Source organism: Grimontia indica (assembly GCF_000333895.2).
Lineage (GTDB): Bacteria > Pseudomonadota > Gammaproteobacteria > Enterobacterales > Vibrionaceae > Enterovibrio > Enterovibrio indicus.
In genome coordinates this window covers 311,346-333,362 of sequence record NZ_ANFM02000006.1, presented here as the reverse complement: position 1 = coordinate 333,362, position 22,017 = coordinate 311,346, and the positions used below count along the sequence as shown (strand labels likewise).

The following is a 22,017-nucleotide window of genomic DNA, read 5'->3' as shown; positions in this document are numbered from 1 at the left end:
CTTAATTCATAGACTTGCATAATCTTCTTAAAGTAGTACCCAGATATGCACGTTCAAACACCAAACAAAACGCTTCGCGGACTTTCTTTCCTGTTCTCGCGACTACCCTCAGCGGAAAAGTGGCTTCACTTTACGACCATAAGCTGGGTGATATTTCAACTGCTCACCTCAGCCGGAATGCATGTCAGCAAAGATGCGACCGTTTATCACCTCACCCTGATTGACCATATTCATATGTATGGCGGGATAGGGCTGTTACTTTTCTCTATGGTTTTTTTCGTAACCGTGGTTAACCGGCGTCCAATCGCAGACATGTATCCCTGGTTGTTTGGCAACTTTAAGGTCATTAAAGCTGATTTGCTTATTCTCAGAACTGGCCGTTTGCCAGAACCAAAGCCTGCGGGACTGGCCGCGACGGTTGAGGGACTAGGCTTGCTGGCACTGATGTTGGCGACCGTTACAGGCACTCTTTGGGCCATCGCGATGTTAATGGAAAATCCACTCAGCCCAGATTTTTTAGCCATTCATAAAACCGCCGTTGGCGCGATTGAAGCCTATATCTGGGGGCACGGCCTGTTTGCTTTGTTGCATCTCATCATCTGGTGGCGACGTTAGGGCCTATAACGACATAGGTCACGCTTGTCTCATAAATGCGATAAATGTTGTCGTTACTGTCTATAATTTCGACAGGCTTATATGATGAGGCATGCTAGATGAATACATGGAGAGAACAAGAAGTTGCCGAATTTTATGTTGAAGTATCTTCCAAGAGAACAGTAGGTGATGTCGGCGCTGAGTATGAAAGAACAGGCAGCGGTAAAGATTGGCAGCAGTGTATGAGATTGTCATTTGAAGGGTTTAATAATTCCCGCATTTTGTCGTTAGACGATATTTGGCGCGACCTGATTGAGAACAAGAAAACCAAGTTTACCGGTGAGGTTTTAGCGCTGGAAACCATCGTGAAATTTGGTGACACGATGCAGTTGGAAACGCCGTACAAAGTCCAAATTAAAGTCACTCATTAATCTGGTGGTAATGTCACCGGATGAGTATGAATCTTTAGTGACGAGGTTATCTAGACAAGTCGAGCAACCTATCTAGATAACCCCTCCAGCCCCTGCATACAAACGCTTCCACGCAATTTATACCTCTGTCTCACCTCTTCAATCGTCAACTTCCCTGACACCATTTCGTTATAAAAACGACACAAACAGACCACACGATAGGGACACCACATAACGAGGTTCCCTGAAACATGGATAGCATTATCGAAGTGAATGGTCTGACGAAAACGTTTGGAAAAAACAAAGCGCTTGACCAGATCAACCTCAAGATCCAACACAAAGAAATGACCGCACTTCTTGGACCTTCTGGTTCAGGAAAGTCAACGCTACTTCGCCATCTGAGCGGCTTGGTCTTCTCTGATAAAACGCAAGACGGACAGATTCAGGTGCTTGGTAAAACCGTTCAGAGTCAGGGCCGAGCTTCAGGTCAGGTTCGCAACTGTCGCGCGCAAGCTGGTTATATCTTCCAGCAGTTCAATTTAGTGAACCGCCTGTCAGTGATGACCAACGTGCTGATTGGGGCGCTCAACTACACGCCGTTCTGGCGCACGCTTACCGGTAACTTCACCAAGCAGCAGAAAGCAGAAGCGATGGCAGCATTGGAACGTGTTGGTATGCAAGATTTCGCTCATCAGCGTGTTTCTACGCTGTCGGGTGGACAGCAACAACGTGTGGCTATTGCCCGCGCACTCATGCAAAAAGCCCGGATCATTTTCGCCGACGAGCCTATTGCCTCTTTGGATCCAGAATCTTCACGCATCGTGATGGAGCTGCTTAGCGACATCAACCAGCGTGAGGGTATCCCTGTGATCGTGACGCTTCATCAGGTCGATCACGCCCTCAAATACTGCCAGCACGTTGTCGCACTGCGAGACGGAAAAATCTTCTATCAAGGAGAAAGCGCGGCAATCGACAAACACGCCCTTGCTGAACTTTATGGCAGTAAATCAGAAATGACATTGGACGTCGGTATGGAAGAACAACCGGCTTCTGTGGAAAAAGCACCACTTTCTCTCATCAGTTAAACCGTTAACACACAAAGGACGATGACGATGTTACGAGCACTACGCACATTCACCTGTGGACTTGGCATGTTGGCTGCAGCCGTCGCTGCACCAGCGTCTGCAGAGGAAAAAATGGACACCCTGAACTTCGGTATTATTTCTACGGAATCCCAGCAAAACCTTAAATCAGTGTGGGACCCGTTCCTAGACGACATGAGCAAGAAACTGGGTATGGAAGTGAAAGCCTACTTTGCTCCTGACTACGCGGGCATCATTCAGGGCATGCGTTTCGACAAAGTTGACGTTGCATGGTTTGGTAACAAATCCGCGATGGAAGCGGTCGACCGTTCTGGCGGTGAAATCTTCGCCCAAACTGTCGATTCAGAGGGTAACCCAGGCTACTGGAGCCTTTTGGTGGTTCATAAAGACAGCCCAATCAACAGCGTTGAAGACATGATTGCAAGCCGCAGCAAGCTGGCGTTTGGTAACGGTGACCCTAATTCTACTTCTGGCTTCTTGGTACCTTCTTACTATGTGTTCGCGAAGAACAACATTCAGCCTAGTGACTTTAAACGCACACTGAATTCAAGCCACGAAGTGAACCTGTTCGCGGTTGCTAACAAGCAAGTGGATGTAGCGACCAACAACACCGAAAACATGCGTCGCTTCGAGCGCACCAATCCTAAAAAATTCAAAGACATTAAAGTGATTTGGCAGTCGCCACTGATTCCTTCTGACCCAATCGTATGGCGTAAGAACCTGCCAGATAACGTGAAGGAAGACATCTACAGCTTCTTCATGAACTACGGCACAGCGGGCGATGCGCAGGAAGTGGCAATTCTGAAAGGCCTGGACTGGGCACCGTTCAAACCATCTAGCGACCTGCAACTGTTGCCTATTCGTCAACTGGCGCTTTACAAGCAGCTTAATGGCCTGAGCAACCAAGACAAGCTTTCTGATGAGCAAGTCGCAGAGCTGGCAAGCATCAAAAGTTCTCTGGCTGCCCTGAACCGCCAAATGAGTGCTTTGGAAGCGATGGAGTAAGTACCTGATGAGCCGGAGTTCTCTCCGGCTTTTCTTTTTAACTCGGTTATTTGTAGCTTGATGGAATTTTAGAATGAGCAGTAATACCGCCGTTTTAACCGCGCCACAAACCTCTCACTGGAAACGCTTTGTCGGCATGTTGATTGTGGCTCTCGTGCTTGCCTGGTCATGGCAAGGTTCTGAGATGAATCCAGCGCAACTCATTAAAGATGCTGGAAACATGGCAGAACTGGGGTCTGATTTTTTCCCACCGGATTTCACGCATTGGAAGCTCTATGTCGATGAAACCCTTATCACCATCCAAATCGCCATTTGGGGCACCGTGCTTTCTGTCCTGCTTTCGATTCCATTCGGGCTTCTCTGTGCAGAAAACATCGTGCCTTGGTGGGTTTATCAGCCAATGCGCCGTTTGATGGATGCCGCGCGCGCCATCAACGAAATGGTTTTTGCGATGTTGTTTGTTGTCGCTGTCGGTCTGGGACCTTTCGCAGGTGTATTAGCACTGTTTGTTCACACTACGGGCGTACTCGCCAAGCTGTTTTCTGAAGCGGTCGAAGCAATCGATATCGGGCCTGTCGAAGGGGTTCGGGCGACCGGAGCCAACAAGATTGAAGAAGTGATGTACGGGGTGTTACCTCAAGTATTGCCGCTTTGGATTTCGTTCACTTTGTACCGTTTCGAATCGAACGTCCGCTCAGCCACCGTGGTCGGCATGGTTGGTGCGGGTGGCATTGGTGTGTTGCTCTGGGAAGCGATTCGCGGATTTCAGTTCCAACAGACCGCCGCCATCATGTTGATAGTCATTGTGACCGTCAGTCTTATCGACTTCGCGTCCCAGTACATCCGCAAGATGTTTATTTAACAGCCAGATTTTTATTTCACCCAACTTGTCTAGATAACCCATAAGCGTAGAGGAATGCGGAGGGATAAAAGATGCGAGTTTATTTAGATATCGCCAGGCATCTTGAACAGGAAGTTCGCAGCTATTTTCAGGCGGGGGATTACCTGCCGCCTGAATCCAAGCTGGCGAAGAAGTATGACGTTAACCGCCACACAGTGAGACGAGCAATTGACGAACTGGTTTTTACCGGCCTCATCGAGCGTCAACAAGGGCGCGGCAACATGGTGGTCAGCCAACCGTTTGACTATCCACTTCACGCCGGAGCGCACTTTACGGACAACTTGATGGAACAGGGCAGTTTGCCAACCAGTCAGGTGATCAGCAGGGGGCTGGTGGCTGCGAACGAGAAAATAGCAGGCATGTTTGGTGCTGAGCTGGAATCGCAAGTCATCAAACTTCGCACGCTTAGAAAGATAAACGGCATGCCAGCGAGCGTGATTGACCACTACCTTGCTGACCTTGAATGGTGGCCGGTAGTGAAGCATTTCGAAGTGGGTTCGCTACACGCTTTTCTCAAAGACAAATTGGACGTTCACCTTACCCGTAAAAGTACTCGGCTCAGAGCCATGATGCCGAAAAAGACCGATTGCCGATTGCTTCAGTTATCCGGCAAGACACCCATCATGGTGTTTAAAACCACCAACGTGATCACAGGAACCGACCAGATTGTGGAGTTTTCATCGTCCCACACACGTTCTGATCTGGTCGAGATTGTTTTGGAGCATTGAATGGAACAGGAAAAGCAAACATCGCGCCAGCGCTGGATGTCAGTCCTCGCCAGAACGGATGCCAATGCGTTGATAACGCACTGGGTAAAACTCTCACTTAACCCGCAATACCAGTTGGTTCGCGCACCGGAACTGGGGTTGGCTCAGGTACGCGCTCGAATGGGCGGTACAGGGAACGCTTTCAATATGGGTGATGTCACCATCACCCGTGCGGTAGTTCGACTGGATAGTGGCGAGCTGGGCTACAGCTATGTCACTGGAAGAAACAAGCAGCATGCAGAACTTGCTGCAGTGGTGGATGCATTGATGCAAACCTCTGCACATGATGCGCTGCAGCAAGCTCTGATATCGCCGCTCGCGGCAGAAAAAGCAGAACAAGAACAGTTGCGTGCAAGGGAAGTGGCGACCAGTAAAGTTGACTTTTTCACCATGGTGAGAGGAGAGGACGAATGAGCAAGATAACAGAGGGTTTTCACTCACCCGTGCATGATGCACAGCAGGTCTTCCGAGAGTTAATGGAGGCAATGTCCCACCCCGGGAAACAGGTTTCATTGGACTACAACGCTCAGTTTGGAACAACTAGCCGCGCAGCGACTCAGGTATTACTGACGTTGGCCGACAACGCAACCAGCCTGTGGCTATCAGAACGCTTCAATGCAGATGAAACTTTGGTTGAAAACATCCGTTTTCACTGTGGCGCACCGCTCTCTGGTCAGAAGTGCGAGTCCGCTTTTGCGCTTGCCAGAGGCAGTGAACTGGAAGACTTTGAAGGTTTCAATGTTGGTAGCGAACACTATCCGGACAGAAGCACCACGTTGATTATTGAGGTGGACAGCCTGAAGGAAGGTGATGTGCTGGTGCTGGCCGGCCCCGGTATTCAGTCGACAACAAAAATGAGAGTGAAGGGTTTGAACCCGCTGCTGCTTCTGGCTTTAGTAACAAAACGCAGCCACTTCCCCCATGGTGTGGACATTCTGTTTACATCCGGCTCCGACATTATTGCATTGCCTCGCTCGACAGAGGTGACGCTGGAAATTGAGGAGGTCACATGTATGTAGCTGTAAAAGGCGGAGAGAAAGCCATCGCTGCCGCTCATGAATTGCAGGACAAAAAACGCAGGGGCTCTTTTTCGCAAGCCGCTCTGAATGTCAAACAAATAGCCGAACAACTGGCTGGCGCGACAGATCGTGTGATGACCGAGGGCGGCATCTATGACAAAGAACTTGCGGCGTTGGCTATCAAACAAGCTGGCGGTGACTTGGTGGAAGCTATCTTCCTGCTTCGCGCCTATCGCACTACTTTGCCTCGGCTGGCGGTGACGGAACCTGCGAATACCGAAACGATGAAAATCGAGCGTCGTATCTCTGCAACTTATAAAGATTTGCCGGGTGGACAGGTACTCGGGCCAACTTATGACTACACCCATCGATTGCTTGATTTTGCTTTGTTGGCAGAAGGTGGAGATCGTAGCGAACCCGCCAGACTGAGTGATATCGATGAGATGGCGCATTGCCCAAGGGTGATGAGTATTCTGGAAAACCTCGATCTAACGGTGACTGAGGAAGATAACGGCGCAGCGCCGGATGATATCACCATGGAGCCACCCACATTCCCGGCAAACCGGAGTGCAAGGTTGCAGCAACTTGCGCGCAGTGATGAGGGGTTCTTGCTGGCATTGGGCTATTCCACCCAGCGTGGTTACGGGCGTAATCACCCGTTTGCCAGTGAAATCCGCTCTGGCAACGTCACGCTTGAAGTCGTTCCTGAAGAATTAGGCTTTGCTATTGAAATTGGCGATATCGAAATGACCGAATGCCAGATGATCAATGGTTTCACTGGCAGTAAAAAGCACAAAGCGAAGTTTACTAGAGGCTACGGCGTCACGTTTGGGTTTTCTGAGCGTAAAGCGATGTCGATGGCGTTGGTAGATAGAGCATTGCAATGTGGCGAATATGACGAAGTGCCACAAGGCCCTGCTCAGGATGAAGAGTTTGTGTTAGCGCATGGCGACAACGTTGAAGCTGCGGGTTTTGTCAGCCACCTGAAGCTTCCGCACTACGTGGACTTTCAGGCTGAGCTCGAACTTATCCGCAAGCTTCAAAAAGAATTTGATGCCCGCGACGCTTCGGGCGAAGGAGAAGCGCTATGACTATGCAAGCCGTTCAAAGTGGTTATAACTTCGGTTATCTCGATGAGCAAACCAAACGCATGATTCGACGTGCCCTGCTGAAAGCCATTGCGATTCCCGGTTATCAGGTGCCGTTTGGTGGCCGCGAAATGCCCATGCCTTATGGCTGGGGCACAGGCGGTGTTCAAATCACCGCTGCCATTATCGGCGAGCCTGATGTGCTTAAAGTGATTGATCAGGGGGCTGACGACACCACAAACGCGGTTTCCATCCGCCACTTCTTTGAAAAGGTTGCCGGTGTTGAAACTACTGAGCGCACAGAGCAGGCCACGTTGATTCAAACCCGCCACCGCATTCCAGAAAAACCGCTGAACGAAGGTCAGATTCTGGTGTACCAGGTGCCGATCCCTGAGCCGCTGCGCTTTATTGAACCGCGTGAGACGGAAACACGCAAAATGCATGGTCTGGAAGAATATGGCGTGATGCACGTGAAGCTCTACGAGGATATCGCGCGCTATGGCCATATTTCGACCGCATACGCCTACCCAGTGCGGGTCAATGGTCGCTACATCATGGACCCTTCGCCCATACCGAAATTCGATAACCCCAAGATGGATCAAATGCCCGCGCTGCAACTCTTTGGCGCTGGGCGTGAGAAGCGTATTTACGCCATTCCTCCTTATACGGATGTGAAGAGTCTGGATTTCGACGATCATCCCTTCGAAATCCAGCAATGGGGTGAGCCTTGCAGCATCTGTGGTTCAACAACCAGCTTTCTGGATGAGGTAGTAACGGATGATAAAGGCAACCGAATTTTCGTGTGTTCTGATACCGATTATTGCAATGACCAGCAGTCAAAAAATGCTCTAAAAAAGGAGCAAGAGGAGAAGCGCGCGTGTCAGTAACAGAGTTAGGTCGCGAGCACGCGACGATGCGAGCAACGAACTTGCAGCCACTATTAGAAGTACAAAGCCTCACCAAGCTTTATCAGCCAGGCAAGGGGTGTCAGGACATCTCTTTTGCTTTATGGCCAGGCGAAGTGCTGGGTATTGTGGGTGAGTCAGGCTCTGGAAAAAGCACCTTGTTACGTGTGCTTTCAGGTCGTGAAACGCCAGATTGTGGCGCAGTGAATTACCAGTTTGAAGATGGCTATCAAGCGAGCCTCTATGCGCTTTCTGAAAGTGAACGCCGTCGATTACTGCGCACCGATTGGGGAGTGGTTCATCAGCACCCAATGGATGGATTACGCCCGCGGGTTTCTGCTGGTGGCAACATCGGCGAACGACTGATGGCAGTAGGAAACCGACATTACGGCGATATTCGGGAGCAAGCGTTGGACTGGCTTTCTCAGGTGGAGATTCCTAAAGACCGAATCGACGACATGCCAATCACTTTTTCTGGCGGTATGCAGCAGAGGCTACAAATTGCCCGCAATCTGGTGACGCATCCAAGACTCATCTTTATGGATGAACCGACAGGCGGGCTTGACGTGTCTGTGCAGGCAAGGCTGCTGGATTTGATTCGAAATCTCGTTACGGACTTAGGGCTGTCTGTGGTCATTGTGACCCATGATTTGGCTGTAGCGAGATTACTGGCTCACCGATTGGTGGTGATGAAAGAGAGTCGAATTGTTGAAACCGGGCTGACCGATCAGGTGCTCGACGATCCGCAACATCCTTACACACAGTTGCTCGTATCATCCGTCTTGCAGGGGTAGGGAAGACCATGACAAACACAACCATGTTAAGCGTGTCGAATGTCAGTAAGACTTTCGTTCTTCACAATCAAGGCAGTGCAAAGCTCTCCGTGCTTGCGGACTCCAGTTTCTCTGTCGACAAAGGGGAATGCGTTGTACTGCTGGGCCGTTCCGGTGCAGGAAAGAGTACCTTGCTCCGCGCGCTATATGCGAACTACCTCGTTGATAACGGCGAAATTAAGGTACGACACCAAAATACAACGCAAGGCGAGCATTGGGTGGATATTGCCAGTGCGCTGCCCCGCGACATTCTGGATGTTCGCAAAAACACCTTGGGTTGGGTGAGCCAGTTTCTGCGTGTTATTCCCCGCATCAGTGCACTGGATGTAGTTGCGCAGCCTCTGGTGGAGCAAGGGGAGTGCAAAGAAACGTCACGGCAAAAGGCTGGGGCGTTGTTGAAACGACTCAACGTGCCTGAACACCTATGGCATTTGGCACCCGCGACATTTTCTGGTGGTGAACAGCAACGGGTGAACATTGCACGCGGATTTATCGTTGAATCACCCATTTTGTTGCTGGACGAACCGACGGCATCACTGGATGAAAAGAACCGTGATGTCGTGATTGAACTCATTCTGGAAGCCAAGCAACGGGGCGCCGCAATTGTTGGCATATTTCACGACGAATACGTCCGCCAGCAAGTAGCAGATAAGTTCTACGACATTTCAACCGCCACATTGAAACTGGCTTAAGGGAAGGAAGCGATAATGATCATTACCAATGTTCAACTGGTGTTGGAAGACGAAGTCGTTAATGGCTCGTTAGAAGTTGAGAACGGCATCATTCGCGCCATGTCTGATTCGCCCAGCTATCAGCCAGGAGCAGTAGATGGCAATCAGGGATGGTTGATGCCGGGGCTAATTGAGCTGCATACCGACAATCTGGAAAAGTACTTCACGCCGCGACCAAAGGTCAGCTGGCCTGCATTCTCGGCCATGGCAGCGCATGATGCGCAACTTATCGGAGCTGGTATCACAACGGTTCTGGATGCAATTGCAGTCGGTGATGTGCGCGATGGTGGTCATCGTCAGGATAACCTCGACAAGATGATCAATACCATTGTCCAAAGTGGCGAAAGAGGTTTGAATCGCGCTGAGCATTTCGTTCATATCCGTTGTGAGTTGCCCCACGAGACGACGGTTGATTTAGCTAAGCTTTATCTGGACTTGGATCAGACCCATATGGTGTCCCTGATGGACCACTCTCCGGGTCAGCGCCAGTTCGTGAATCTCACCAAGTATTACGAATACTATCAGGGTAAATACAATCTCAATGACGAGGAAATGGCCGCATTCGAACAGGACCAGCGTGAAAAGTCTGCGATATGGTCAGACCTAAACCGACGAGCCATTGCAAGCCTATGCCATGAGCGAAATATCCCTCTTGCAAGCCATGACGATGCGACCCGTGCCCATGTTGAAGAATCCCGTGCTTTGGGACTGGTTTTAGCGGAATTTCCTACTACCGTTGAAGCGGCGCAACGTTCCCACGAACTTGGTTTGAAAGTCATGATGGGAGCGCCCAACGTGGTTCGTGGTGGCTCGCACTCAGGCAATGTCGCAGCGCATGAGCTGGCGTCGTTGGGCGTGTTAGATGCACTGTCGTCTGATTATTTCCCTGGCAGTTTGTTGGATGCGGTTTTCCGTCTTGCAGATGATGAGCGCAATGCGCTGGATCTGCCCTCTGCGACATGCCTAGCGACACGTAACCCTGCGTCCGCGCTTAGCCTTTCAGATCGCGGCATCATTAAAGAGGGCATGCGGGCAGATTTGTTGCTCGTAGAGCGTCATTACGATCAGCCTTATGTGGAGCAGGTCTGGCGTCAAGGGCGCCGCGTGTTTTAACCCAAAGGCAGGACAAGAAAATGGCAAAGCTGTTTTATGTGCTTGGTGCTTCTGGGGCGGGGAAGGATTCGCTGATCAATGCCGCCAGAGAGCGCTTCTGCGACAGGCTAATGGTGGCGCATCGTTACATTACACGGCCTGCTTCTGCTGGCAGTGAAAATCATGTTGCCTTGTCAGACGACGAATTTGATCTTCGTATCAAGCAAGAACTGTTTTCCATGCACTGGCGAGCGAACGGACTGCGCTATGGGGTGGGGCGTGAAGTGGAAACTTGGTTGGCGTCGGGCATGGATGTGATGGTGAATGGTTCTCGCGCGTATCTACCCTTCGCCAGAGGGGTATTTGGAGAACAGTTGGAAGTGGTGTGGATCTCAGTCAACCCTGATGCACTCAGAGAACGTCTCGAAGCCCGGGGCAGAGAAAGCGTAGAACAAATTGCCCAGCGATTGGAACGCGCCATTCACTATGATGCAGTGCGCCCAGCCGATGCGATTCATCTCAACAACAGCGGGAAACTTGAAGACACCATTGCTCAGTTTGCTTGTGAATTAGATATCGCACTCTGCAACGAAAACGGAGGCAATCACCATGGATGAGCATCACATTGACACAAATCTCACTTTGCATGAAGAGGCAACAATTTGTCGCGATGCTGTGGTAACTGACTCGGTGCTCGGGCGATGGACTGAAGTCGGGGAACGTACATTATTGGAACATGTTGCACTGCAAGACTTCAGCTATATTGGTCCCGACAGTGAAGTGGCGAACACTGACATTGGTAAGTTCACCTCGATTGCTTCAAAGGTTCGGATTAATCCCGGCAACCACCCTTGGTGGCGGCCGACGTTACATCACTTTACCTATCGTCCCGGAAAATATGGAATGGAAGATCTCCATCAGGCCGGCTCAGACAAGGATGCAGAGGTATTCGACTGGCGGGCGGAAAACCGGGTGACGATTGGGAATGATGTCTGGATTGGGCATGGTGTCATCATTCTCCCCGGCGTCAGCGTCGGAGATGGTGCGATCATCGGCGCAGGCAGCGTAGTCACCAAAAATGTGCAAAGCTATACCATTGTGGTTGGTAATCCAGCGAAGATGTTGCGGTCAAGGTTTGAAAATCCAGACACCGCGAGAAAGTTGGAAAGCCTGTGCTGGTGGGATTGGCCGGAAGAGAAAATCAGGCAGTATTTTCCATACTTTCAGCAAAGTGCCGAAGCCTTTCTTGAAGCAGTAGAGAAGCGCCACTGACTGTCAAAATTTAAAGGGTATAAAGTTGGGTACATACCCAACTTTTTTGTGCATGGAAGGATTAATGTTGAGAGTGACCTTGTTAGGGACAGGGGCGGCAGGGGGCGTTCCCCTGTATGGATGTGAATGTGGGGCGTGTCGGCGGGCCAGAGAGCACACTGCATTTGAGCGAAAACCCTGCTCCGCAATGGTGGAATGGGGCAGAGGGAGCACCCGAGAAAGACTATTAATTGATGCAGGCCTGATGGACTTGCACGAGCGCTTTCCCGCAGGCACCTACCATGGCTTTTTGCTTACGCATTTTCATGTGGACCATGTTCAAGGTCTTTTTCATTTAAGGTGGGGCAACCCATCGTCCATCCCTGTGTGGTGTCCAGATGATGAGCAAGGCTGTGCTGATCTTCTCAAGCACCCTGGCTGCCTGAGATTTCTGCCGGAAATGAACCATGGTGATGTGGTCAACATTAATGGACTGCGTGTTACCCCACTTCAACTCAGACACTCGCGGCCGACTGTTGGTTACCTGCTGGAATATGGGCCAAAAAGTATTGCTTACCTCACCGATACAGACGGACTGCCAGCCCAAACGCTTGATTTCCTCGCCTCGTTAACGCAACTGGACGCGTTGATTCTCGATTGCTCATTTCCGCCCGAGCACGAGGGCTCAAACCACGGAAACGTTGAAGCGGCCTGGCAGGTTTATGAAAAGCTCCAGCCGAAAGAACTGATCATCACCCACATTGGTCATGAACTGGATTGCTGGTTAATGGATAACGGGATACCTGACTGGATGGAAATTGGCAGGGAAGGGATGGAGATATAAGGGCGATTTCTCGCCCTTTTGAACTAAAGCGCTAATTGGTAATTTGGGTCTGCCAATATTTGTATAGCCCCTCAATGTCTGAAGAGCACATCAAATCCATACAGCCCTTCAATTGCTCATCGCTCCAGTTCCACCATTGCATTTCCATCAGCATTTGTATTTCAGGCTCACTGAACCGGAACTTGATGTGCTTGGCAGGGTTGGAACCCACCACTTCGTAAGGTGAGACATCTTTCGTCACCAGCGCGCGACTGGCAATGATGGCACCGTCACCAATCTTTACGCCTGCCATAATCATGGCTTCTGAACCAATCCAAACATCGTTACCGATCACTGTATCACCGGCGCGTTTGAAGCCGTCTTCGGCACCAGTAAAGTTCTCATTGTCCTGATAGAAAAACGGGAAGGTACTGACCCAATCCGATCTGTGGCCTTGGTTGCCCGCCATCATAAATACTGCGCCGGAGCCAATGGAACAGAAACTGCCAATGATGAGCTTGTCGACATCATGGCGGTTGGGCATCAAATAACGAGCGCAATCGTCAAAACTATGCCCATGGTAATAACCTGAGTAGTAACTGTGTCTTCCGACGATGATATTTGGATTGGTAAGCTGCTCAGCGATGGGCTTACCAACAAAAGGCGATTCGAAATAGTTCATGGTCTTTTTCACTGAAGTTGCTGCGCGAGAATGATACTCCTGAGATATCGGACAACCAAAGGAAACTTGACGTGAGTATCTGCAGAAAGATATATTGGTTTCGTATCGAAACCAATATTGATGGGAGGAAAATATGTCGAGTGTATTATCCGGTCAGACTTTCAAGCTGACCGCTAGTGAATGGTTGAATACGGAGCGACCTATCGAACTTAATGAATATCTGGGGAAAGTCGTTGTCATCTATGTATTTCAAATGCTGTGCCCTGGTTGTATTTCCCATGGACTGCCACTGGCAAAGAACATTCAGAGTACATTCTCGGACTCAGGCGTTCAGGTCATTGGTCTGCATTCTGTTTTTGAGCATCACGATGTGATGATTCCGGATGCATTGAGGGCGTTTATTCATGAATATCGCATTCAGTTTCCTGTAGCGATTGATCAACCCAGTGAACACAACCCAATCCCAAAGACCATGGATCGCTATCAGTTTGGTGGAACGCCGACGCTTCTTATTCTGGATCAGCATGGCAAACTCAGGCTTAACCATTTCGGTATGCTGAGTGATATGCAGGTGGGAGCGCTTATTGGTTCGCTGCTGGAAGAGGGAGCAAACGCTGAGGCAGAAAGCCAGACTGTAAGCACTCATAGTCAGGACGGCAAGACTGTCGATGATCATAATGGGTGTGACGAGCATGGTTGCAAGGTGTAAGTCAAACTACCTGAAGTTAAGAGCCGACACGTGGCCGGCTCTTTTGGTTTCACTCGTTAATCTTATCAAGCATTTTCAATGAGCCCATATAAGCCATATATTCGATAAGCTCATTCAACTGCTGATCGGAAAGATGTTCAAACGTCAACATCCGAGATTTGGCTCGATATGAGTTCGGATTCTTAATGAAAGCCTTTAAGTACTCGATATCTCTATATTCAGTAATATTTTTGGGAATATTTAATTCCGGGCCAATGTCGCCACCTTCCAGATTAATAGAATGGCAAGAAATACATGTGGATTTGAATGCATTGTATCCGGCCATAATAACGGGTTTATCTTCCGCTCCCGAAGGGTAATAATCCGGTTTTGGCGCTTGATAATTAAGCTCTATCTTATAAACCTGAAACGGCCATATCCAATTGTTATATTCTTTAGGATCTGTCGTCATGACATAAAATGGCCCAGGATTGAGCGTCTCTTTGCCTTCACCAATGTCGGTGAATTTCCCTTCAGTACCTTGCTCGCCAGTCACCACGACCAACGGGCTTTTCGTTGTGCCTTTAGACCAAGTGGCGACAAAGCCATCCAACGCGACAAACTTGATTTCTTCTACTTTGCTGAAGTCAACGCCGACCTGGCTTGCAACATCTTTGAAGGACAGACCTTCGTAAGCCATTGGCTTGTTGTAAACGGGAGACTGAAACGACAGTAAGCGTTGAGCCGCAGATGCTTCCATCTGATCAATGCCTACTGTTTTCTCAAAGAGTAGCTGCGGTCCATCTTTAAGAATGAATTCTAACTTTCGGTCATCTGCTGAACTCTGGAACGAAATAAAACCTAGCAATATTGCAAAAACGAACCTGAACATATTGTCACCTTTTTATTGAACATCCTGTTTGGTTTCATTTTGATAGTAGTCTTACAGATTGATTGTATTGATATTTAATTGGCTACTTTGAAACTGATCAAATTAATTTTTCGGAGTGTTATGAGTGAAGGTGAATATTGTCAAGATTATATGGTCTTTATTTATAAAAAAGACAAAAAGGGTAGGCATTAATTGGGGAAGGTAAGATGTAAGGGGGAGAAACTCCCCCTATTTGAGTAGACTAAGCAGTCGCAACGGAGCGGTAGAAAAGGCGCTCATAGCGTTTGCCATCGATCAGTCGCATTAGTCTGGATACAACACCCACTAAAACCAATGCAAAGACCAATCTTCCCCAGAAGATGGCAGTAAAGTCAGCACCAATCACCAGCATCAAGAGGGTATCTTCGATCAGGCTGTGCAGTAGCCCGAGCAAAGTAATGGCTGTAAATATATCCCGAGGCGGTATATGTCCCTTCTTGGCCTCATTGATGAGCAGGCCACCTCCATATGAAAGACCCAAAGTTATACCAATCAGCGTCAGATTCGTGGCCTCTTTGCTGATGCCAAGCAAACGAAGGAAAGGGCTTAGTGCCTTGGCGATAAGTTTTTCAATACCTATTACCTTGAGAATATTTAGTACGAATATCAAGGCGACGATAATCACGAAGACCAAAATCAAATTCTGGAGCTGACTAATCCCCCAGGCTACAAGCGACGTGTCTGTTTCCATAGAGGGTTGCCAGATGATTTGTGCCTGTTCTTGCAGCGATCCCGTTGCGCTATATGTCAAATGTAAGAGCCAGCCAAGAAGCAATGCACCGCCAACACGGGTAAGAATGCTCCACCAGACAGAAACACCGGATTTCTTGGCGAGCCCGACTTCAATTGGCATTGAGTGCGCAAGCAAGATCATGCAGCTTAGAATGGAAGCTTGGGCTACTGACATGGTGACATCAGTGTTTATAAGAACGACAAGGGCAGAGTATATATTCACAAAGATAGCGGTCGCCCAGACCAAGCCCATTTCACTGGGAAGGCCAACTGAATTCATTAGAGGCGCGATGAAATTGGAAAACCAGACCACGCCGCCGAACTCCTCGAAGATCTTTACCACGATGATGGTAGGAATCATGACCTTATAAAGTGTGATTGCAACATTGATGCTGTCAGCTAACGTTCTCTGGAAAAAATTCACAACTGGTTTCATATCCCACCTCCTTGTGCTGCTGAGAAACTTAATACTAAACCGTTTCGGTGTGACTAAATTTCCATTTGGTGGGGATAATTGGCTGTTTATTTCTTTTGTTTGGGTGTATAAGAAATTTAGGGCTCAGAAAATGGATAGTGAAGAAATATGGAAATCGACCGTATCGACAAGCGTATTTTGATGGCACTTCAAACTGATAACCGTATTGCAAACGTTGAACTGGCTGAGCGGGTGGGGCTGTCTCCCCCTGCTTGTTTGAAACGGGTAAAGCGACTTCGTGATGAAGGTGTTATCGCGAAAGATGTGTCGATTCTTAACCCGGACTTAGCGGGCGTGAAAATGACCATGATTGTTTCTGTGGAAATGGAGCGCGACCGCAGGGAAATCTACCAGCTTTTCCGCGCTTCGATTCTAAAAGCGCCAGAAGTGACCCAGTGTTACCAGACTTCCGGAAGCTATGATTTTGTTTTGATCGTCAATGTACCGGATATCAAAGCCTATGAAGCGTTTGTCGAGCGAGTGCTGCACACTGACCTGAATATCCGGAAGTTCCACACATCAGTCGCGATGCGTCAGGTGAAGTTTGAGACGGCAATTGGGTTGGGGGAATAGATAACGCGTCCCCAAAACCCATCTACGCTTCGGAAAATGTTGTCGGTCCCTTTAATGCCGCGCCACACCAGTAGCAGTTTGCCCTGCGCTTTCTGATGGTATGTCCGCATTCCGGGCAATTTTTAACAGCAGATACGGTGATCTTCCCATCCAGCACGCCATCTCTCATGTCTATTTCTTCCATTTTCTTCAGAAGATCATTCTCGGTATAACCGAGATGGTTGGACAGCAATTCCCACATGGCTTGATTGGCAAGAGACAGGGTGTCTAACCTGTCTTCTAGGTAATTTACGTCGCTGGCATTGCGCTCAGATTTGACAGAGGCTTGAGTCGCTGTTGAATGGTTTCGTCCAATTTGTCCCGACTGAAAGATAGTCCATAGGAAATTTGACATCGAGTACTCCTTTTCCATTTCGCTCGACGTTTGTTTAGGTCGTTATCTCATCATATCGTTAAAGTTTGAATAGAAAGTATACATTCGTAAGAAGTGGCAGTTATACGGTGGGCAAACTGAGATATGATGTAACCTTCACCAAACAAGTTCAGCAATGATGAAACTCTCCCAAACTCCCATCACGCAACATCGCTTTGAAGGTTATTCTTTCTTCCTTAAACGCGACGACCAGCTCCACCCACATTTTTCTGGCAACAAAGCGCGCAAATTGATGGCGTTATTGGAACTGGAAGACAAGGGTGTTACCCATCTGATTGGCTATGGTTCTCCGCAGGCAAATTCACTGCTTTCGCTGGCAGCATTGGCAAAGATGAAAGACTGGCAGCTGGAGTTTTATGTCGACCGTATACCAGATTGGTTGAAGGATAACCCAATTGGTAACTATCGCATCGCGTTGGAGCTGGGCGCGGAAGTGATTGCAGTGTCAGCGCTGACGGATGAGCCTATTCATCCCCATGATTACATTCATGCAAACCGGCTTGGCGAGGGATGTTTATATGTGCCAGAAGGTGGGCGTTCTCCCATTGCAGAGCGGGGCGTGGCGACGTTGGCAAAAGAGATTTTGGAGTGGGTGCAATCCAATCACATGGATAATGTCTGTGTAGCGCTGCCGTCAGGAACCGGAACCACCGCGTTGTTTTTACACAAGCATTTGAAAGCACATGGTATTGAAGTTCTGACCTGCCCGTGTGTGGGGGGAAAAGACTATTTGGTTGAGCAGTTCAGGGAGCTTGGTGAAACGTGTTTCCCTGCGGTATTAGAGACACCGTCTAAGCATCATTTCGGAAAACTATATCGTCAAGATTACCAAATATGGAAAGCCTTACTGGAACAGACCGGGGTTGAGTTTGATTTGTTGTACGACCCTTTGATGTGGCGATGTCTGAGCGAATGGTTACTGGTTAATAAGAACAAGACGCTGCTCTATATTCATCAAGGGGGCATTATCGGCAACGAGAGCATGCTGCCGAGATACCAACGAAAGTACGGTGAATGACGTTGCTGAGAGTTTTAAGAAAACGCCCTCCATACCGGAGGGCGTTTTTGTTAGTTGTTGACGCGAATCAGTGTGTCACTGTCTGAATGTGAGAAAGGCTTTCCGTAGATATCGAGCTTAACTGTCTCAGTGTAAGTCAGCTTGTCGCCATCGATTTTGATGTTCATGGTGAAGTCTTTGGTGCTGGCATTGTTGGCCATAAAGTCAGACTGAGCGATGCCATCCCCAGAAGCAACCAGAGTCATGTCGTTACCTGCTTTACCTTCTGCTACAACGCAAGTCGCGCGAGGCACACAGAAAGAGTTGTAAACGGTCTGATTTTTGTGGTCGTAAATCAGATAGCCGCGCTGGTCATGGAATTTGGTGTCGTCGGCTTTACGGAACACTTCCTGTTTGTAGTAAATCGCAGCCAGATACTGTTCGCTGGCATTGGTGGCATCAGCGGCAACTTCAAATGTCATCACTTCGTACAGTGGTGTAGCAGCAGGCGCACCTTTGCCATTTTCTGTTCCCGACTGAGCAGGGGCGACATCGACGCCACCTTGTTCAGTGCTTTTCCAGGTGCCGACTAACTGTGCCAATGGGCCGAAGTTGATGCCGTCTATCACGCCTTCTTGATTAGTTGCTTTGTCCTCAGCATAAGATGTAGCGCTAGCTGAAACAGCCAATGACAGCAGCGCGACTTTGATTGTGGTCTTGCTCATTATTGCTTCCTTATTTGTTAAGCCCAAGCTTTCCGTTGGGTATTTTCTTCACTCCACCCCTGCGTAGCTTGTGAGCGCTAAAATGCGTGGGTTGTTGAGTTGTGCGAGTTGGAACAGGCGAGTAGATCCTAGGGAAGTGATGACAAAGAATGTAGTCAGAGATAGACCAATACCATCAGTTTATTTGCGATGAAACAAAACCGGAAAATCAATAATAATCAGTAAAATTCAGAATATTTGGTTGTTATTGAGAACTTTCATTGAGTAGACGATGATAGTGAGAGGTTATGCCCATAAATCTAGCATTCGCAGGGGCGAGGTTAACATAGAGTTAACAAGGGAAAGTGCAATTCTGGAGACGGAATAATTGATCGAAATGGGCGTTAATCTGGTATTGAAAGGCAAATATGACAACGAGAGGCCATCATGCATTTCAACATCGAAGCGCTCAGACAGCTTGAAGACAGGTATCGCGCCAAGCTCATTAACAGTCTTTCCGGTTTCAAAAGCGCAAATCTTATTGGTACAACGGATGGAAAGGGCAATCATAATCTCGCGATCGTAAGCTCCGTTTTCCACATTGGAGCCAACCCGCCTTTGGTGGGAATGATCATGCGTCCTCATACTGTCACCCGAGACACGTTGGAAAATATTCTCGAACTTGGCGAATACACTATCAATCAGGTCAACGTAGAGATTTGGAGGGAAGCCCACCAAACTTCAGCACGTTATGAGCAGCAAGTCTCAGAGTTTGATGAGGTTGGTTTGACACCCGAATGGGTTGATGAAGCCAAAGCACCTTTCGTCGCAGAAAGCCGACTGAAATACTCGCTGGTGTTGAGAGAATCACAAACACTGGAGATCAACGGTACAGTATTAGTGATTGGTGAAATCAACCATGTGCTGGTGGAAGACGATGTGATTGCGCATGATGGGTATATCGATATTGAAGCGCTGGAAACCGTGGCTGTTTCCGGACTAGATAGCTACCACGTCACCAACAGGTTAGGGCGACTGAGCTACGCGAAGCCAGACAAGAAACCAGATGTTATCGACTGAGAAAGCATCTGGCTGTAAAAGAGAAAAGCGGAGGGGAAACCTCCGCTTTTAGGTTTTAAGGTTTATACGAAATCAAACATAGATGCATCCAGATCGTTTGCGCTGAACTTATCCAGCACGATCTTGGTTGGTGCTTTATCAAATGTCATGATCACGTCTTCACCAGATTGACGAATGTTGATGTCTGACATTCGTGTTGCCAGCGTCTTCTGAATTGCAATGGTGTCCAGGTTGCCATTGAAGTCGAGAATGATGTCGTTTTCACTGCTGTTATTAAAGAAGAAGGTGTCGCGGCCAGCGCCACCAGTCAGGATGTCACGACCCACGCCGCCATCCAGATAGTCGTCACCGCCACCGCCATTCAGGCGATCCAGTCCGTCGTGACCGTAAAGCTTGTCGTTATCTGCTTCACCGAACAGTTTGTCGTCGCCTAAGCCACCTCGCAGGGTGTCATTGCCTGACCAGCCGTAGAGGATATCGTTCTCAGTGTGGCCGTCGATGAAGTCATTGCCGAGACCGCCATAGATGGTGTCACTACCTTCAAGCCCGATCAGGTGGTCATCGCCTTCTTCACCCAAAATGGTGTCGTTACCGGAACCGCCATTGACGAAGTCGTTACCCAGGCCACCACTGACATAGTCATCGCCTGCGCCACCAAAGACTTGATCGTCATCGCCACGTCCATACAGTTCGTCATTGCCCAGGCCGCCATGGAGTTCATCGTTACCGTAGCCACCGTTAAGCATGTCATTGCCATTGCCACCGTCGAGATAGTCGTTGTTCAAACCACCGTAGATTTCGTCGTGGCCATCACCACCTTCCAAAAGGTCGTCGCCGTCTTTACCATAAAGCAGATCATCGCCTTCGCCACCGAAGAGTTTGTCGTTGCCCAATCCGCCGTCTAGTTTGTCGGTACCTTCGTTACCCCAAAGTACGTCATGACCTTCGTCGCCTTCGAGCACGTCATTGCCCGTGTTACCGAATAAGATGTCGTCGCCTTTTCCGCCGCTAACGAAGTCATCACCTTCATTACCTCTTGCGCGGTCATTGCCATCGCCACCGTAAACATTGTCCTTGCCTTTGCCACCATAGAGGTCGTCATTCCCGGTACCGCCGTAAAGGTTGTCGTCACCATCGAAACCTTCAACACGGTCATCGCCAGAATCGCCAAACAGGTTATCATTCAAAAGGCCACCACGTACCCAGTCGTTACCCGCATCACCGTGTACTTCGTCTGTTCCATCGCCTCCGATAACCGTGTCATCGCCATCACCACCGTAGATGTAATCTGTTCCATCCCAGCCTTGGATGTAGTCGTTACCACCATGGCCATAGATGAAATCGACTCCGTCTGTGCCTTCAATGATGTCTTCGTTTTCGGTTCCGTTGATGATATTCGCCATAGGTTCCTATTCCTTATTTTGAGAGATTGAAATGCTAACGTGGAGAAACCGCTTTCACGTGGTGGGGAATAATGCCATCTCTCACTGTTTGACCTGTCTTTGTGGTGAGACAAAATAGGGAATGTTAAGGTATTTATCATGATAATTACCTTGGGGGAGGTAGAAATAATTCATCTAGGATTAGTGTGGAAATAAATGCCGTTGTATGGCTGACATGGCTCGTAACGGAGCGGTTTTGACAGAAATTGTGATGAATATTCGAAAAACACAAAGCTAATTTAGGCTTGGCTTTAGGTGTGGAAAGTTATACACAATTTAGATAGGCCTAATTTTATGCTTTTAATGGAAAAAGAATGAAACTGGCGGCTGGTACTTTTGTAGCGCTTAATGTGATGAATAAATAGTCAGACAATACCCACGCCGCGCAAAAGACGCGGCGGGGGCGCACTTTAACCGTTTCGTTCAATCGTGCGCTTTTGGCTCGCTGTGTATCCATCGGCATCGGTAATGCTGAATTCAACCCGTTGGGTAATTTGTGGCGATGCTGAAAAGAATGCCCGGCCGTATTCATCTGTGAGTTTAGAGCCAAGCAGATCGGAGCTGGTAATGACTTCAGCACCTTCAAAAGGTTGACCGTTTTGGGTGACTTTGACAAAAGCACCGCCGTGCACCGGCGTAACTTTAATCTCCGTATTGGCCGCAAAAGCAGGAGAGGCAGCAAGGCTAAGAAGCAATGTAGCAAGGACCTTTTTCATTGTTTTTTCCTCATAAGTGCGTTGATGCCAAATCACGTTAGC

The 22,017-nt window shown here is 48.8% G+C and carries 27 protein-coding genes; 20 read left to right on the top strand and 7 right to left on the bottom strand.

All coding sequences use genetic code 11. The annotated features are described in order from the left end of the window. The first annotated feature begins 45 nt into the window (after positions 1-45). From D515_RS03970 to phnP, 16 genes are all read left to right on the top strand, one after another. A complete protein-coding gene (locus D515_RS03970; protein ID WP_039849569.1) occupies positions 46-615 on the top strand; it encodes a hypothetical protein in 570 nt (189 codons plus the stop codon). 98 nt (positions 616-713) lie between these two features. Then, on the top strand, positions 714-1,025 hold the full coding sequence (locus tag D515_RS03965) for a hypothetical protein (protein WP_039849568.1): 312 nt from the start codon (positions 714-716) through the stop codon (positions 1,023-1,025). Positions 1,026-1,255: 230 nt separating this feature from the next. Next, entirely contained in the window at positions 1,256-2,089 is an 834-nt protein-coding gene (gene phnC, locus D515_RS03960) for a phosphonate ABC transporter ATP-binding protein (RefSeq protein WP_002536192.1), read from the top strand. Positions 2,090-2,116: 27 nt separating this feature from the next. Further along, positions 2,117-3,112 (top strand): phosphonate ABC transporter substrate-binding protein, encoded by a 996-nt coding sequence (gene phnD / locus D515_RS03955; RefSeq protein WP_002536191.1) that lies wholly within the window; start codon positions 2,117-2,119, stop codon positions 3,110-3,112. A 73-nt stretch (positions 3,113-3,185) separates the two neighbouring features. Then, complete coding sequence (gene phnE, locus D515_RS03950) at positions 3,186-3,974, top strand: phosphonate ABC transporter, permease protein PhnE (protein WP_002536190.1); 789 nt, start codon at positions 3,186-3,188, stop codon at positions 3,972-3,974. Positions 3,975-4,045: 71 nt separating this feature from the next. Next, positions 4,046-4,741 carry a phosphonate metabolism transcriptional regulator PhnF gene (phnF, locus tag D515_RS03945; protein WP_002536189.1) on the top strand — a complete coding sequence of 232 codons (696 nt, stop codon included), beginning with the start codon at positions 4,046-4,048 and terminating at the stop codon, positions 4,739-4,741. After that, on the top strand, positions 4,742-5,194 hold the full coding sequence (phnG, locus tag D515_RS03940) for a phosphonate C-P lyase system protein PhnG (RefSeq protein ID WP_002536187.1): 453 nt from the start codon (positions 4,742-4,744) through the stop codon (positions 5,192-5,194). Further along, positions 5,191-5,799: a phosphonate C-P lyase system protein PhnH gene (gene phnH / locus D515_RS03935; RefSeq protein ID WP_002536185.1), complete on the top strand. Its 609-nt coding sequence runs from the start codon at positions 5,191-5,193 to the stop codon at positions 5,797-5,799. Before phnG ends, phnH begins: the two co-directional genes overlap by 4 nt. Next, entirely contained in the window at positions 5,790-6,890 is a 1,101-nt protein-coding gene (locus tag D515_RS03930; protein WP_002536183.1) for a carbon-phosphorus lyase complex subunit, read from the top strand. Before phnH ends, D515_RS03930 begins: the two co-directional genes overlap by 10 nt. Further along, positions 6,887-7,774 (top strand): alpha-D-ribose 1-methylphosphonate 5-phosphate C-P-lyase PhnJ, encoded by an 888-nt coding sequence (locus D515_RS03925; RefSeq protein ID WP_002536182.1) that lies wholly within the window; start codon positions 6,887-6,889, stop codon positions 7,772-7,774. Before D515_RS03930 ends, D515_RS03925 begins: the two co-directional genes overlap by 4 nt. Before the next feature lie 26 nt (positions 7,775-7,800). Continuing rightward, positions 7,801-8,586, top strand: a complete 786-nt coding sequence (gene phnK / locus D515_RS03920) for a phosphonate C-P lyase system protein PhnK (RefSeq protein WP_204366349.1) — start codon at positions 7,801-7,803, stop codon at positions 8,584-8,586. Positions 8,587-8,594: 8 nt separating this feature from the next. Next, entirely contained in the window at positions 8,595-9,317 is a 723-nt protein-coding gene (gene phnL / locus D515_RS03915) for a phosphonate C-P lyase system protein PhnL (protein WP_002536179.1), read from the top strand. Between the two features lie 15 nt (positions 9,318-9,332). Further along, entirely contained in the window at positions 9,333-10,469 is a 1,137-nt protein-coding gene (phnM, locus tag D515_RS03910; protein ID WP_002536177.1) for an alpha-D-ribose 1-methylphosphonate 5-triphosphate diphosphatase, read from the top strand. 20 nt (positions 10,470-10,489) lie between these two features. Beyond that, entirely contained in the window at positions 10,490-11,065 is a 576-nt protein-coding gene (gene phnN / locus D515_RS03905) for a ribose 1,5-bisphosphokinase (RefSeq protein ID WP_002536176.1), read from the top strand. Further along, a complete protein-coding gene (locus D515_RS03900) occupies positions 11,058-11,720 on the top strand; it encodes a DapH/DapD/GlmU-related protein (protein ID WP_039849567.1) in 663 nt (220 codons plus the stop codon). The genes phnN and D515_RS03900 overlap by 8 nt, the downstream gene beginning before the upstream one ends. A gap of 64 nt (positions 11,721-11,784) precedes the next feature. Then, positions 11,785-12,543, top strand: coding sequence for a phosphonate metabolism protein PhnP (phnP, locus tag D515_RS03895; RefSeq protein WP_039849566.1), 759 nt, complete (start codon positions 11,785-11,787; stop codon positions 12,541-12,543). A gap of 31 nt (positions 12,544-12,574) precedes the next feature. On the opposite strand, the gene catB is transcribed toward phnP, so the two are convergent. Further along, positions 12,575-13,204, bottom strand: coding sequence for a type B chloramphenicol O-acetyltransferase (gene catB / locus D515_RS03890; protein WP_002536171.1), 630 nt, complete (start codon positions 13,202-13,204; stop codon positions 12,575-12,577). A gap of 133 nt (positions 13,205-13,337) precedes the next feature. Here catB and D515_RS03885 point away from each other — a divergent pair, with 133 nt between their 5' ends. After that, positions 13,338-13,913 (top strand): redoxin domain-containing protein, encoded by a 576-nt coding sequence (locus D515_RS03885; RefSeq protein WP_002536170.1) that lies wholly within the window; start codon positions 13,338-13,340, stop codon positions 13,911-13,913. Between the two features lie 49 nt (positions 13,914-13,962). On the opposite strand, the gene D515_RS03880 is transcribed toward D515_RS03885, so the two are convergent. Both D515_RS03880 and D515_RS03875 read right to left on the bottom strand, forming a co-directional pair. Beyond that, complete coding sequence (locus tag D515_RS03880; protein ID WP_039849565.1) at positions 13,963-14,784, bottom strand: c-type cytochrome; 822 nt, start codon at positions 14,782-14,784, stop codon at positions 13,963-13,965. A gap of 241 nt (positions 14,785-15,025) precedes the next feature. Further along, a complete protein-coding gene (locus D515_RS03875; protein WP_002536166.1) occupies positions 15,026-15,991 on the bottom strand; it encodes a hypothetical protein in 966 nt (321 codons plus the stop codon). A gap of 147 nt (positions 15,992-16,138) precedes the next feature. Between D515_RS03875 and D515_RS03870 the strand changes: the two genes are divergently transcribed. Further along, a complete protein-coding gene (locus D515_RS03870) occupies positions 16,139-16,603 on the top strand; it encodes an Lrp/AsnC family transcriptional regulator (protein ID WP_002536165.1) in 465 nt (154 codons plus the stop codon). A 22-nt stretch (positions 16,604-16,625) separates the two neighbouring features. On the opposite strand, the gene D515_RS03865 is transcribed toward D515_RS03870, so the two are convergent. Then, on the bottom strand, positions 16,626-16,997 hold the full coding sequence (locus D515_RS03865) for a zinc ribbon domain-containing protein (protein ID WP_002536163.1): 372 nt from the start codon (positions 16,995-16,997) through the stop codon (positions 16,626-16,628). Positions 16,998-17,154: 157 nt separating this feature from the next. Here D515_RS03865 and D515_RS03860 point away from each other — a divergent pair, with 157 nt between their 5' ends. Continuing rightward, entirely contained in the window at positions 17,155-18,054 is a 900-nt protein-coding gene (locus tag D515_RS03860) for a pyridoxal-phosphate dependent enzyme (protein WP_002536162.1), read from the top strand. 50 nt (positions 18,055-18,104) lie between these two features. Here the strand turns inward: D515_RS03860 and D515_RS03855 are convergent, their stop codons facing one another. After that, positions 18,105-18,758: a heme-binding beta-barrel domain-containing protein gene (locus tag D515_RS03855; protein WP_002536160.1), complete on the bottom strand. Its 654-nt coding sequence runs from the start codon at positions 18,756-18,758 to the stop codon at positions 18,105-18,107. Between the two features lie 426 nt (positions 18,759-19,184). Here D515_RS03855 and D515_RS03850 point away from each other — a divergent pair, with 426 nt between their 5' ends. Beyond that, positions 19,185-19,817: a flavin reductase family protein gene (locus D515_RS03850; protein ID WP_002536158.1), complete on the top strand. Its 633-nt coding sequence runs from the start codon at positions 19,185-19,187 to the stop codon at positions 19,815-19,817. 62 nt (positions 19,818-19,879) lie between these two features. Here the strand turns inward: D515_RS03850 and D515_RS03845 are convergent, their stop codons facing one another. Then, positions 19,880-21,220: a calcium-binding protein gene (locus D515_RS03845; RefSeq protein WP_002536156.1), complete on the bottom strand. Its 1,341-nt coding sequence runs from the start codon at positions 21,218-21,220 to the stop codon at positions 19,880-19,882. A gap of 449 nt (positions 21,221-21,669) precedes the next feature. Beyond that, positions 21,670-21,975 carry a hypothetical protein gene (locus tag D515_RS03840; protein WP_002536154.1) on the bottom strand — a complete coding sequence of 102 codons (306 nt, stop codon included), beginning with the start codon at positions 21,973-21,975 and terminating at the stop codon, positions 21,670-21,672. Positions 21,976-22,017 lie beyond the last annotated feature (42 nt).

Coding starts and splice junctions, on each gene's coding strand:
- D515_RS03965 (WP_039849568.1), top strand. CDS start 714: ATGAATACATGGAGAGAACAAGAAGTTGCCGAATTTTATGTTGAAGTA.
- D515_RS03850 (WP_002536158.1), top strand. CDS start 19,185: ATGCATTTCAACATCGAAGCGCTCAGACAGCTTGAAGACAGGTATCGC.
- phnF (WP_002536189.1), top strand. CDS start 4,046: ATGCGAGTTTATTTAGATATCGCCAGGCATCTTGAACAGGAAGTTCGC.
- D515_RS03885 (WP_002536170.1), top strand. CDS start 13,338: ATGTCGAGTGTATTATCCGGTCAGACTTTCAAGCTGACCGCTAGTGAA.
- phnD (WP_002536191.1), top strand. CDS start 2,117: ATGTTACGAGCACTACGCACATTCACCTGTGGACTTGGCATGTTGGCT.
- D515_RS03875 (WP_002536166.1), bottom strand. CDS start 15,991: ATGAAACCAGTTGTGAATTTTTTCCAGAGAACGTTAGCTGACAGCATC.
- phnG (WP_002536187.1), top strand. CDS start 4,742: ATGGAACAGGAAAAGCAAACATCGCGCCAGCGCTGGATGTCAGTCCTC.
- phnE (WP_002536190.1), top strand. CDS start 3,186: ATGAGCAGTAATACCGCCGTTTTAACCGCGCCACAAACCTCTCACTGG.
- phnN (WP_002536176.1), top strand. CDS start 10,490: ATGGCAAAGCTGTTTTATGTGCTTGGTGCTTCTGGGGCGGGGAAGGAT.
- D515_RS03970 (WP_039849569.1), top strand. CDS start 46: ATGCACGTTCAAACACCAAACAAAACGCTTCGCGGACTTTCTTTCCTG.
- phnL (WP_002536179.1), top strand. CDS start 8,595: ATGACAAACACAACCATGTTAAGCGTGTCGAATGTCAGTAAGACTTTC.
- catB (WP_002536171.1), bottom strand. CDS start 13,204: ATGAACTATTTCGAATCGCCTTTTGTTGGTAAGCCCATCGCTGAGCAG.
- D515_RS03855 (WP_002536160.1), bottom strand. CDS start 18,758: ATGAGCAAGACCACAATCAAAGTCGCGCTGCTGTCATTGGCTGTTTCA.
- phnP (WP_039849566.1), top strand. CDS start 11,785: ATGTTGAGAGTGACCTTGTTAGGGACAGGGGCGGCAGGGGGCGTTCCC.
- D515_RS03880 (WP_039849565.1), bottom strand. CDS start 14,784: ATGTTCAGGTTCGTTTTTGCAATATTGCTAGGTTTTATTTCGTTCCAG.
- D515_RS03925 (WP_002536182.1), top strand. CDS start 6,887: ATGACTATGCAAGCCGTTCAAAGTGGTTATAACTTCGGTTATCTCGAT.
- D515_RS03900 (WP_039849567.1), top strand. CDS start 11,058: ATGGATGAGCATCACATTGACACAAATCTCACTTTGCATGAAGAGGCA.
- D515_RS03930 (WP_002536183.1), top strand. CDS start 5,790: ATGTATGTAGCTGTAAAAGGCGGAGAGAAAGCCATCGCTGCCGCTCAT.
- D515_RS03860 (WP_002536162.1), top strand. CDS start 17,155: ATGAAACTCTCCCAAACTCCCATCACGCAACATCGCTTTGAAGGTTAT.
- phnM (WP_002536177.1), top strand. CDS start 9,333: ATGATCATTACCAATGTTCAACTGGTGTTGGAAGACGAAGTCGTTAAT.
- D515_RS03865 (WP_002536163.1), bottom strand. CDS start 16,997: ATGTCAAATTTCCTATGGACTATCTTTCAGTCGGGACAAATTGGACGA.
- phnK (WP_204366349.1), top strand. CDS start 7,801: ATGCGAGCAACGAACTTGCAGCCACTATTAGAAGTACAAAGCCTCACC.
- D515_RS03870 (WP_002536165.1), top strand. CDS start 16,139: ATGGAAATCGACCGTATCGACAAGCGTATTTTGATGGCACTTCAAACT.
- phnC (WP_002536192.1), top strand. CDS start 1,256: ATGGATAGCATTATCGAAGTGAATGGTCTGACGAAAACGTTTGGAAAA.
- phnH (WP_002536185.1), top strand. CDS start 5,191: ATGAGCAAGATAACAGAGGGTTTTCACTCACCCGTGCATGATGCACAG.
- D515_RS03845 (WP_002536156.1), bottom strand. CDS start 21,220: ATGGCGAATATCATCAACGGAACCGAAAACGAAGACATCATTGAAGGC.
- D515_RS03840 (WP_002536154.1), bottom strand. CDS start 21,975: ATGAAAAAGGTCCTTGCTACATTGCTTCTTAGCCTTGCTGCCTCTCCT.